The sequence below is a fragment of the Limibacterium fermenti genome, assembly GCF_041902845.1.
Taxonomy (GTDB): domain Bacteria; phylum Bacteroidota; class Bacteroidia; order Bacteroidales; family Dysgonomonadaceae; genus Limibacterium; species Limibacterium fermenti.
Map to the genome: position 1 here is coordinate 365,508 of NZ_CP159486.1, position 11,917 is coordinate 377,424.

The following is an 11,917-nucleotide window of genomic DNA, read 5'->3' on the forward strand; positions in this document are numbered from 1 at the left end:
TTATTCAATCTCTCATCAATCCTCCGTCTCTTCCATGTTGTGGAATACGTTCTGTACATCGTCATCATCTTCGAATTTCTCGATCAATTTCTCTATTTGCGCCCGTTGCTCATCATTTAACGGTTTCGTGTCATGCGGAATGCGTTCGAACTCCGCCGAATGGATGTCAAAGCCGTTCTCTTCCAGATAAGATTGGATGTCGGAATATGATTTAAATTCTCCGTAAATAACAATCTCGTCCTCATCGGGATGTACTTCGTCCACACCATAATCGATGAGTTCCAATTCCATATCTTCCAGAGAAATGTCGTCTTTTTCAGCCACCCGGAAAACACATTTGTGATCGAACATAAATTCGAGGCTTCCGGTAGTGCCGAGAGATCCTCCATGTTTGTTAAAATAACTGCGAACGTTTGCCACTGTACGAGTAGGGTTATCGGTTGCCGTTTCTACTACAATAGCGATTCCATAAGGACCGTATCCCTCGTAAATCATTTCCTTGTAATCGGAAGCATCTTTGTCGGTTGCCTTTTTGATAGCCCTTTCGATGTTCTCTTTAGGCATATTCTCTTTTTTAGCCTGCTGAATGAGCATGCGTAGACGTGGATTTGTTTCCGCTTCCGGGCCTCCTGATTTTACGGCGATGGTAATTTCTTTCCCTATTTTCGTGAACACGCGGGCCATGTTTCCCCAGCGTTTCATTTTTCTTGCTTTACGATATTCAAATGCTCTGCCCATATTGTTTGTTTGAGTTGTACTTATTTCTAATCTCTAATCTCCAACCTCTAATCTCTAATTTTATCACCTCAATGCCGCCCCGACCTCTTTCTCCAGATTCAATTGTATTTTCTTCATCACGGCATCGATTTGCTTGTCGTTTAATGTCTTCTCGTTGTCTTGCAATACAAAGTTGACGGCATACGATTTTTTGTCGGCCGGAAGGTTTTTACCTTCATATACGTCGAAAAGCGAAATCTCTTTCAACAGTTTTTTCTCCGATTTACGAGCGATATTTTCGATTTGTGCGAAAGTCACGTCTTTGTCCACCAGTAAGGCCAAATCGCGGCTTACGGCAGGATAGCGGGGAATCTCGGTAAATTGAACTTCGTGATTAGCCGTTTCTTTAAGAATCGCGTTCCAGTTTAATTCGGCATAATATACCTCGCTGTCGATATCGAAGTCCTTTCGCAACTTGCGCGTCACAATACCGAATTGACCGATGTTTCGGGCATGGGTGGAAATACGTATTCCCGAAGAAAAGATATCGGAATGGAACGGTTCGAAAACAAGGCGTTGGTGCGACAGTCCCAATCTTTTCAAACTGTTTTCGACGTATGCTTTCAGTTCGTAGGCCGAACCGTCCTCTTCTGCTGCCTCCCAATTTTTACGGGTTCGTTTTCCGCATATCCATAAACCGAGATGCGTTTCTTCTTCATATTCTGCCAGTGTTAGTTTATCGCCATTTCTTTTGCCGGTATCGAAACGATAACAATTCCCGAACTCATACAAGCGCAGGTCATTATTCTTCCGGTTCCGGTTATAAGCGATATTTTCCAACCCTCCGTACAGCAATGTCCGGCGCATGACACTGAGATCGTTGCTGAGCGGATTGATTAATGCGACGCATTCCTGCAAAGGATATAATGCATTGTTTTCGTAGTAGGCTCTTTTAGTCAGTGAGTTATTCATGACTTCGTGGAACCCGTTCGCGGTAAGTTGCTCCGAAATCAATGCCTGTAAAGCGTTTGCCCGGTCGGTAGGCGTTTCGAAGGAAAGATTTCCTTTGAGAGATGTTCCTATTTCTATATTATTATATCCGTAGATACGCAAAATGTCTTCCACCACATCCACATCGCGTAAGACGTCCACCCGATAAGTCGGAATGCGAAGAGTCAGCGCATCGCCGGTCTCTTCTTCAATCTCTATTTCGAGACTGTTCAGAATACTTTTTATCGTTTCTTTCGGTATTTCTTTTCCGATGAGCGAACAGGTCTTTTGATAGCTGAGAGCCACCTTCGGCTTTTCTATGACGGAGGGATACGCGTCCCTTATGTCGCCTTCAATAGTTCCGCCGGCAAGTTCTTTAATCAGCAAGGCTGCCCGTTTTAATACGAAGATGGTATTATTGGGGTCGGCGCCGCGTTCGAAACGGAACGACGAGTCGGTGCTCAGTCCGTGCCGGCGGGCGGTTTTCCGTACCCAGGTCGGATGGAAATAAGCCGATTCCAGAAAAACATCTTTCGTCGCTTCCGTCACTCCCGAGCGCAGGCCTCCGAAAACGCCGGCAATACATAAGCCTTCCGTTTCGTTGCAAATCATCAGGTCCTGATCGCTTAATTCGAGTTGTTGCCCGTCGAGCGTAACGAACGGCGTTTTGTCGGGTAAGGTGCGTACCGACACTTTACCGGACGGGATGTAAGCCGCATCGAAAGCATGCATGGGATGTCCCGTTTCATGGAGGACAAAGTTTGTAATATCCACCACATTGTTGATAGGGCGCAAACCGATAACGGTCAACTTATCTTTCAGCCAATCGGGACTTTCTTTCACTTCCACGCCGCGAATGGTCAGGGCGGAGTAGCGGGGACAGGCTTCCGTATTCTCAACGGTTACGTCGATACCTCCTTCTTTCCGGTCGATCTGAAAAGCCTCGACAGAGGGCGGAGTAAGCGTATAGGGTTTTCCCGCTTGTCTGAGCCAGGCCGCCAGGTCGCGCGCCACGCCGTAATGCGATGCGGCATCGACACGGTTGGGCGTAATATCTACTTCCAGTACAAAATCGCTTTTAACGTTATAATATTCTTTGGCCGGCATTCCGACGGGTGCGTCCCCGGGAAGAACGATGATGCCGTCGTGGGAGTTGCCGATACCTATTTCATCTTCAGCGCAAATCATGCCGAACGATTCTTCGCCACGTATTTTGGAACGTTTAATAGTGAAAGAATCATCGCCGGAATACAAAACCGTACCAATGGTTGCCACTACGACTTTTTGTCCGGCGGCTACGTTAGGCGCCCCGCAGACGATGCGAAGCGGTTCGTCACCGCCCACCTCGACGGTGGTCAAATGCAAATGGTCGGAGTTGGGGTGGGGCGTGCAGGTCAGCACCTCGCCGATAACCAACCCTTCCAGGCCTCCTTTAATGGTTTGTATTTCCTCTACGCTTCCTGTTTCCAAGCCGATGGAAGTAAGCGCATCGGCTGTTTCTTGCGGGGACAGGCTAAACTGTAGATAATCTTTCAGCCAATTGTATGAAATGTTCATTCTATGAAATATTTAATCGCTTCGGAAAGGTCGTTTCCCGAAAAATTGTTCAAAAGTACAAAAAAAATGAGGGTATAAAAAATTACTGAGGCACAAAAAATTCCACTTTTCCGCATTTAGGGCATACATAAAGGTCGAAGGATTGCCGGGTAACAAAGAATTCAAACAGATTTCCGAAAAATCCCAAGCGTTGTCCTTCATGAAACTTATAGTTTCCCGCATACGACATCGGAACATGGCATCGCAAACAATCAATTTCTTTTTTTAATAGATGCCGTTCGGCAATATCAACGACTTTTCCTTCGGAAAAATGATAGTTGCAATTCCAGCATAAGTCAAAACTATCTTCTACTTCTGAGCCGCAGTTGGGACAATGTTTCATTGTGAATTGATTTTTGGCAAAATTATATAAATTTCCTTCAATATCCAAGTGCATGAAATAAAAATCAAGAGAATAGAGTCTTTTGTATATCTCTTCTAAGAGAGATGACTTTAGCCGATTTATCTTGTCCATCATCCGATGAAATAGAAAAAATATTACGTGGAATAGGATATAAAGTTTATTTATTTGATAATTCGTCTGAAGAATTAACCATGATTGCAGAGATACAAGAAGATTCATCCATGATAATCCATATAAATTCCATCCGAGTTCCTAATTGGTTTAAAAGGTATGTTTTAAATCATTATTCATAATGACTGAAATATCCTATAAGAGCAACTGTTTTCTAAAGTGATGGGAGCACTTATTAATGATTCCAGACCACCATCAGTTGCAAGCCCTTTCCGGCAAAACGGTTGCTTGTCGTTTGTGATGGAATGGCATAACTTTCGGGATTCCAATAGCCGATCACGTAGAGGGAAAGATTGTCCCATTGCCGTTGCCAGTGAAGGAAGTTGTAGAAATGGAGGTTTTCCCAGTCGTAATACACGATGGCGCTGAGGTTATCGAGCATCGTAAGCGGGTAGGAGAGACGGAGGCCGGAAAAACTGAGCAAATTGTTTGCGTCGATTCCTTTTTCGCTGTAAGAGTAGAAAAACTGTTCGAAAGTAACTCCCAGTCCGTTTCCGATGCCGAAGGTGTAATCCGTGCCGATTGTGAGCATCTGTTGATTGGTGAATGCCCCTATATTCCGGTTTAATCGCGTCCACGATGTTTCGAGCCAGAGGCCAACCGTCACATCCATGCGTATATCCAGCCCGAAACGGTTTTCGGCAATGTTATCGTCATAGCCGTAACCGGTTGCACCGGCTTTCCGGAAATGATAGGACAGCGCGCCTTCGCCTTTCGGTATCGGTATTTGTGCTCGCCCGCCTATTTCGGGGAAAGAGCGGGAGGAAGGAACGATTTCCCATCCTTTGCGGTTATCGTTGCCGTAAAGCCCCCACAGCCAGATATTGGCGTTGTTTTGAAAATAGTAACGGAACAGTCCGCCCCAGACGCCGTCGGTCAATTGCAGCGGATCGCGCGGATCCATGCTGTCGAACCACATCAGCGGGCGGAACATCTGCGCCGAACCGAAGTTGATTTTCTGCAATCCCAGCCGGACTTCCGTCTTTGCCGACGAATAGCGCGCCCATGCTCTGTAAGGTTTTATTTTTCCTTCGGCCGAAATATCATCGAACGCGTTTATTCCGATGTCTCCGAACAGATTGGCGGAAGCTTCGAAATCGATCAGCTTCGAATCTTTCAAAGGAATTTCGAAGTTTGCCTGCGGAATATACCGCCCGCCTATCCACACCGGGGTAGCAATGTCGGGAGCGTACTGTCCCCATCCGGACAGTTGCCCGCTGAAATGGAATGACGGCTTCGACCTGTTTTGCGCACTATCTTGCTGCGCTTGTAAAGACATTGAAAACAACAGGACGAATAACGCAGTCCAGTGTACGATTTTCTTATTATACCTATTCATAATCCATAATCCATAATTCATCCCTCATCCCTCATCCCTCATAACTCATCTTTCCCCGCGAATTCCGTAAAGAAACATTTTAGCCAGTTCTTCCGTTAAATCCGGCACCCTATCGTATTCGTCCAACACCCTTTCATCGCTCAATAAATCCGCCATTCTCTCTACCCATGCCAACAAGATTTTCGGATTAATATCTTTCCGTATATATCCTTGTTGTTGCGCCTCCGCAAAACTCTCGATCGCCACTTTCACCGAACGTTCAATCCATTCATCGAAGAATGCCGAAAATTCATCGCCGGAATGTTTGAATATTTCTTTAAGAGCTTCCTTACTTATTTCGGCGGACCCCGTCCTCTTCATTTCAAGAATCTTCTTCATTTTTTCGGAAAAAGGAATATCCGACCGCATCATCTTTAAATAAGCGTCTATCTGTACCTCATAAAGGGTGTCAAAAACCTTTTTGACGAGTTCTACTTTATTGGGGAAATATTTATAGAAGGTCATTTTGCTCACGTTCGCCTCTTGGCATATCTCTTCTATGGATACTTTTTTTATCCCGTATTGAAAGATCAATTTTTTACCGGCGATCAGTATGTCTTGCTCCTTTTTAGTCATATATTATATTTCACGATTTCACAATTCAATAAATTCTTTATTGTGGAATAATTTTGTAATCTTGAATCAATTTATTGTTTTAAGCTTGCTTTACTGAAAATGGTTGCGGGAATGTCCTTATCAAATTGGATGTTTGTGATCGTGTATTCGGTTCCTTTACCGTCTTTCAGCATATCTTTGTAGTTCATCTTCGTAGGAAACCAGCGGTTTTGTATCCGTTTGATGTCGCTCAAAGTGATTTGTTTCAGCAGTTGCCCGCTTTTGGCGTACAGTTCCTGCTTCAAAGGCACAAGGCGTTCGGTATCCACCCACATTTTCTGAGAATGATAGGCCACGTCGTTCACTTTTGCCGTCAGTTTCACCACGTAACACTTTCGTCCGTCGATGGTTTCCCCGCCGGCAAGTGTGGGCGTATACATTTCCGTCAGTTTACGATCCTCCATCATGTCTTCGTAGGAGAGGTCGGAACCCATGACCGATTGGCGCAACATGTGCCCGGATATCATGATGGTACGATCGGTGGAGGGGGAGTAAACCCACATCTCTTTGGCGAGTTTCAACATTTTCGTACCTTTTTCCCGTGCCGGAGACAGATATTCCGTAAACGATTTTTCGTCCCCTATGGTGTAACTCTTTGCAGTCATCGTGCGGCTGTTGCGTTTGCCGTGAACCGTCATCGTCGATTCCGCTATTTGGCTTTTCGCCGAAATATTTTTGTCGACCTCTTGAATGATCTGTTCCGCATTCTGAGCCGAAACAGATACGGTAACTAACGTGATAAATAGTATGTAAAAAATCTTCTTCATAATCATCAAATCTTAAATCTTGAATCTTAAATAGCTTAATCCAGTTCTTTAAACAACATCGCCGTATTGCGCCGGTAGATGGCTGTTCCCGCCAGTGCAGAGCCGATAAACATGGACAGGACACCCGGAATGAAACCGATAAAATATAGCTGCCGAGTTACGCGGGCATGGAGCACGGGATCTATCATCATATTCACACTATCCATCATGGCGCTATAGTCGATGCCGTGATCTTGCAGGTAATAGCACAACGCCACCCCTAACGTCGTGCCGACAACCGACCCGATAATCCCGATGAATAATGATTCCACCAAAAGTGTGCGGTAAATATGCTTTTTTTCTTCGCCCATAGCCAGACGCACGCCGAACTCGTTATACCGCCGGATGCTACTGAGTATGCCCGCGTTCCAAAGCACGATCGCCAAAGCAAAGACCAGAAGTATAACGATCGCCAACGAAACGACATCCATATAGGCCAACATCTGCCCCATGAAATCCTGATCGGCCAATTGTACCATGACGGGTGTATATTCATCCGTTTCCGCAGTGTGTTGGCGGTTGAAACTTTCCTTTATCCTTTCCGCCTGCTCGCTGTCGTAAAGGTTGCCGGGCAAGAAGCCGAATAATTCGCTTGCGGCATTATCCATATCCAGCAAAAGGCGCGCGTCGGAAATGTCGAGGATAACGGCGCCGCGATCGAGCTGGGCGATGCCGAAGCGGGCGACTCCCGCCACTGTGTAGTTGGCAAAACTCATCGACCCGTACATGGTGGAGCCGAAGAATGTCACCGTGTCGCCCGGATGTACCTGATACCGATCGGCGAAATCATAACTGATGATAATCTCATCGGGCCGTTGTATGCCATGTCCGGACACAAGCGATTGTTGCAAACCGATGCGTTCGGCTTCGCGGCTACCGGGGCTTAACAAGTCGTACGCTGTCCCGGAGACCGGTCCTTGCGCTTTGGTTTCGCCGTTCCTGTCGGGGATGTCGAGCAGTCCTCCGAAAAAGATGCGCGGCGTCCATTCCACACCGGAAAAATCTTTCGTCAACTTCTCTTGTAAAGCGTCCGACTCTAACAAAGCCAGATCGTTGGGTTTCTGCTCCTCGTTATTCAGATAAGCGCGGGTCATGACTTTCAGGTGCCCCGTTTGGAAGTCGGCGGTCGTGCGGATCATGTTGTCCAACGTACCTTCGATAAACCCGGATGAAAAGACCACCGCAAAAACTCCTATCGTTACCACCAATACCGGTAGCAGGCTACGGTTTCGATCCCGTATAATTCCTTTCCACAAAAATCTGTACATGAATTATGAATTATGAGTTATGAGTTATGAATTATGAGTTGGAACGTTGAGGTATGAATATTTTATTCATCATTCATACTTCATAGTTCAATTAATCCTCCCTTTCAGCGCTTCCACAATATTGCTTTTCGCGATTTTCCTCGAGGGAATGTAGCTAATCAGCATCGATAGGACAACAATCAGAATGATGCTCGTCAGTATCGATGACGGTTGATAGACCGGATACATAGCATCACCCATCCCCAATCCCATTTCGGCATACCCTTCGGGTAGCTTAAGGCCTGTTTTTGCAAACCAATATAAGACGGGGGTGCCCCATATAAAACTGATGAGAATGGCCAAGATGCTGTATGAAGTCCCTTCCAACGTGAAAAGGCGTGTAACCCGTTTAGGAGTCATGCCTAAAGCGACATACGTGCCGATCTCTTTTTGACGGCGGAAGATGGAAAGCGTCTGCGTATCGAATACCGCCAACAAAGCGACGGCCAACAAAATCGAAAAAATGATGACCGATTCTACCCGGTTGCTTTGCTCCATAAGATATAAATCGTTCAACAGGAAATCGGTGTCTTTATAGACCCACGTACCGATGTTTTGTCTGATAGAACTTTCTTTGGATAAGACGAAATACGTTGCTTCGCCCTGCATCTGAGTCATTTGCCGGAGGTTGTCGAGACTGATCCATATCTGTCCGGCATCGATGGTCGCTGTGTTGGAATCGAAAATCGATGCGATGACAATCTCCCTCGCATCGAATGCGCCGTATTTGTCTCGCCATCGAATGAGCAGATTATCGCCCGGTGCCGCTTTCAACGTATTCGCCATTCTTTTCCCGATAACGGCTTTGATCGCACCGGTTTCGTCCGAGGCTAATTCTTTTGACGGGATTTTCAAAATGTGCTGTTCGGGATCGATACCTCTCAGCAGGATATTCTGCATGTTGCCGCCTTGATAGGCGGTCGCTTGCGACAGAAGCACGGGTGTGATCGATTGAGCGGTAATAGCTCTGTTCAGTTCTTCGGGGATGGGTTCATGAGCATCCTGAAGAGTAAAGATGTCATACGGGTCGTAGTGTTCGCTCCATAGTTGGCCGTAAGCTGCATCCCACTCGCGGGCGCTCGTGACGGCATTTTTCATAAAGCCATCGAGTATTCCGTTGTAAGCCACCATCAGCACAAAGACAAACGACAATACCGCGACGTTCAACCAAGTGCGCCGTCCCGCTCCGAGAATATTTTTTATTGCTGTACGTAATAACATAATTATGATGTATGAGCTATGATGTATGAACTATGAACGATGAACGATGAATTATGAAGTATGGGTGATAGATTGTGGTTCATAGTTCACGAGTCATGCCTGTTTTTGTTTTGTTGTTAAAATTGAACTTTTAATCATTTTCAAAATTTCCGAAGCGTCCTTATAAATGCTGTCGAATGTATTTTGATCGAGCAAATATGCCGCTTGCAAAATTTCCAACCAATACATGGTTTCGTCACATTCTTTTTGGGCGATTCCTAATTTATGAATGAAATCATTCGTGCTTTCGGCATTTTGAGCTTCCCTGTAATTTGCGCCTATAGAAGTTCCGGCTCGAAGCATCTGCTTGCTGATTACAAACTCCTTTTTCTCCTCCACAAGATACCGGTACAAATTGATGCATCGGATTGCGAATGCAAATGTCCTTTCCCTTAAAATATTATTCTTTGCTTCCATTGCTCTATAATTCATCGTTCATCACTCATCGTTCATCGTTCATAATTCCTCCGTCCTCACCTTCCCGTCTTCGAGATGTATCGTTCGTTTGAGGTATTGCATCACCTTTTCGTCGTGCGTGGCGAAAATAAACGTCGTATCCAACTCTTCATTGAGCTTGCGCATGGTTTGCAGGATCGTATGCGAGTTTTTCGCGTCGAGATTCGCCGAAGGCTCGTCCGCCAGTACAATTGCCGGGCGTTTTACCATGGCGCGGGCAATAGCTACTCGTTGGCTTTCACCGCCGGAAAGTTGCGAGGGGCGCGATTGCGCCTTGTCTGCCAGCCCGACCCATTCGAGCGCATCCGTTACAGCTCTGCGGCGTTCTTCTTTCGAATTCTTTTGCAAGAGCAAGGCAAATTCCACATTTTCGTATACCGTATATACCGGCAGCAGGTTGTAGCTTTGAAAAATAAATCCGATGCTTCGGTTGCGTAAAGCCGCCGATTCCTTGGGCGTCAACGAAGCCACAGAACGGTTTAGTACCAGAGCTTCCCCTTCGGTCGGCGTGTCGAGCGTACCGATAATATTGAGCAGGGTGGTCTTACCCGATCCGCTCGGGCCGACCAAACCGAGAAACTCCCCCTTTTTTATGCTTAAATCGATTTGATTGAGCGCTGTGAAGAACCCGTTTCCAACCGGAAAACGTTTCACAAGGCCTGTTAAGCGGATAATTTCTTCTTTCTCTTCCATTTATTCCGTATGTATTGATTTTTTATGGGTATACTAATTGGGTGTAAATATACGAATTTATTCTAAAATTAATAGAATCGTATAGTTTTTTTCTTGTTTTTCTTCCGCAAGGTTACACCTTTAAACAAAGTGCCGGTCAAACCGGCGCCGGAAGTATGAAAAACGGAAGATTGTCCGTTCCGGCGGCATCCGGAACGTCGGCGGGCGGTCGTTTTCGTTTCCGTCGTGAAGCGGAATTGCCTGACGGGAATTATTTTGCTTTCCGGTGGTAGGCGGAAGGCCGCCGAGTGTTTATTGTCTCTTCCTGCGAACGGCGGAACATCGGCGGTCGGTCGTTGCCTTTTCCGCACGCATGCGGAAGACCAGATGGTGATTGTGGGGACTTCCGGAGAGCAGGCTTTGTGTGAATATTCGACGTTTTTTAGTATTTTTGCCATGCGGCAGTCCGCAATTTTTTTTCAATCATAAAATGCAAAAGCGAAAATTAATTCTTTTGTTGAGCATCGTGGGCGTATTGGTTGCAACGATCTTTATTTTCAGTTGCAGCACGGCGCTTTCCGAAAGATATATGCAGACGGTTTATCCGGTTGTCGCCTCCATGCTGTCGTTTGTTTCAGGCCTTTTACCTTTTTCTTTGTATGACGTGTTTTTAATCGTGGCATCGCTGCTGCTGATAAAGCTGATCGTTTTTGCCGTCATCCGTAAAATCACATTTTCAGCCTTTCTTTTTTCTTTTATCCGTTTTGTAGCCATTATTGTCGCGTGGTTTTATCTTTCCTGGGGAATCGCTTATTTCCGGAAAGATTTCTACAACCGGTGCCATGTGCAGGAGATAAAGTTCGAAGAGGAAAGTCTTAAAACCTTTGCCGTCCGGTTCATTGATGATGCCAACCGCCAGTATGTGGATTGCAGCAATATGGATAAGGAGGATATCCGCCGTGAGATTGAACAGTCGTACCGGTTGTTGCATCCGGCGCTAAAAACGCCTTATCCAAACGGCAAAAGAAGAGTGAAGCCGATGATGTTCGAGCCGGTATATTCGAAAACAGGCGTTTCGGGATATTTTGGCCCGTTTTTCAATGAAATTCATGTGAATAACTATAGCCTGAATTTTACGTATCCGTTTACGTTGGCACATGAAATGGCGCATCAGTTTGGCATCGCACCCGAATCGGAAGCAAACTTATATGCTTTTATCGTTTGTGCCGGCAGCAATAACGATAAAATCCGGTACAGCGCTTACGCATCGGCGCTTCGGTATGTGTTGGGCGATGTGCGCAGGTTCCTTCCCGATGACTATCAATCGATGGTTTCGTCCATCCGCCCTGAAATTATGGCCGATATGGAGCGGAATAGGGAGCATTGGCTTGCGGTGCGGGACGAGTCGCTGTCCGGTGCTCAAGATAAAATGTATGACGCATATCTGAAAACCAATAAGATCCGTTCGGGGCAAGGCAACTATTCCGAAGTGGTAGGCCTATTAATTTCCAGTTACGGTATCATTCAGTAATAGCGATTTACTTGTTTCGTAATTTTGAATCGTCGCATATTTCCAGTATTTTTG

Annotated in this window: 12 protein-coding genes; 1 reads left to right on the top strand and 11 read right to left on the bottom strand. The window is 45.9% G+C overall.

What is annotated here, in order from left to right:
• Nucleotides 1-15: 15 nt before the first annotated feature.
• The 11 genes from ABNK31_RS01625 to ABNK31_RS01675 form a co-directional block, all read right to left on the bottom strand.
• The gene (locus ABNK31_RS01625; protein WP_418894012.1) at nt 16-738 is read right to left on the bottom strand and encodes a YebC/PmpR family DNA-binding transcriptional regulator; all 723 of its coding nucleotides are present in this window, start codon (nt 736-738) and stop codon (nt 16-18) included.
• A 63-nt stretch (nt 739-801) separates the two neighbouring features.
• Nucleotides 802-3,264 (bottom strand): phenylalanine--tRNA ligase subunit beta, encoded by a 2,463-nt coding sequence (gene pheT, locus ABNK31_RS01630; RefSeq protein ID WP_418894013.1) that lies wholly within the window; start codon nt 3,262-3,264, stop codon nt 802-804.
• Between the two features lie 82 nt (nt 3,265-3,346).
• Complete coding sequence (locus ABNK31_RS01635; protein ID WP_418894014.1) at nt 3,347-3,646, bottom strand: DUF7577 domain-containing protein; 300 nt, start codon at nt 3,644-3,646, stop codon at nt 3,347-3,349.
• Nucleotides 3,647-4,013: 367 nt separating this feature from the next.
• Nucleotides 4,014-5,177, bottom strand: coding sequence for a hypothetical protein (locus ABNK31_RS01640; protein ID WP_418894015.1), 1,164 nt, complete (start codon nt 5,175-5,177; stop codon nt 4,014-4,016).
• 45 nt (nt 5,178-5,222) lie between these two features.
• Nucleotides 5,223-5,792: a TetR/AcrR family transcriptional regulator gene (locus tag ABNK31_RS01645; protein ID WP_418894016.1), complete on the bottom strand. Its 570-nt coding sequence runs from the start codon at nt 5,790-5,792 to the stop codon at nt 5,223-5,225.
• Between the two features lie 71 nt (nt 5,793-5,863).
• Nucleotides 5,864-6,598 carry an outer membrane lipoprotein-sorting protein gene (locus ABNK31_RS01650; RefSeq protein ID WP_418894017.1) on the bottom strand — a complete coding sequence of 245 codons (735 nt, stop codon included), beginning with the start codon at nt 6,596-6,598 and terminating at the stop codon, nt 5,864-5,866.
• Nucleotides 6,599-6,633: 35 nt separating this feature from the next.
• Nucleotides 6,634-7,905 (bottom strand): ABC transporter permease, encoded by a 1,272-nt coding sequence (locus tag ABNK31_RS01655; RefSeq protein WP_418894018.1) that lies wholly within the window; start codon nt 7,903-7,905, stop codon nt 6,634-6,636.
• Between the two features lie 87 nt (nt 7,906-7,992).
• Entirely contained in the window at nt 7,993-9,165 is a 1,173-nt protein-coding gene (locus ABNK31_RS01660; RefSeq protein ID WP_418894019.1) for an ABC transporter permease, read from the bottom strand.
• A gap of 93 nt (nt 9,166-9,258) precedes the next feature.
• Nucleotides 9,259-9,636 carry a four helix bundle protein gene (locus ABNK31_RS01665; RefSeq protein ID WP_418894020.1) on the bottom strand — a complete coding sequence of 126 codons (378 nt, stop codon included), beginning with the start codon at nt 9,634-9,636 and terminating at the stop codon, nt 9,259-9,261.
• A gap of 24 nt (nt 9,637-9,660) precedes the next feature.
• A complete protein-coding gene (locus ABNK31_RS01670; protein ID WP_418894021.1) occupies nt 9,661-10,353 on the bottom strand; it encodes an ABC transporter ATP-binding protein in 693 nt (230 codons plus the stop codon).
• 68 nt (nt 10,354-10,421) lie between these two features.
• Entirely contained in the window at nt 10,422-10,790 is a 369-nt protein-coding gene (locus ABNK31_RS01675; protein WP_418894022.1) for a hypothetical protein, read from the bottom strand.
• A gap of 32 nt (nt 10,791-10,822) precedes the next feature.
• On the opposite strand from ABNK31_RS01675, the gene ABNK31_RS01680 reads away from it, so the two are divergent.
• Nucleotides 10,823-11,863 carry a DUF3810 domain-containing protein gene (locus ABNK31_RS01680; RefSeq protein WP_418894023.1) on the top strand — a complete coding sequence of 347 codons (1,041 nt, stop codon included), beginning with the start codon at nt 10,823-10,825 and terminating at the stop codon, nt 11,861-11,863.
• Nucleotides 11,864-11,917 lie beyond the last annotated feature (54 nt).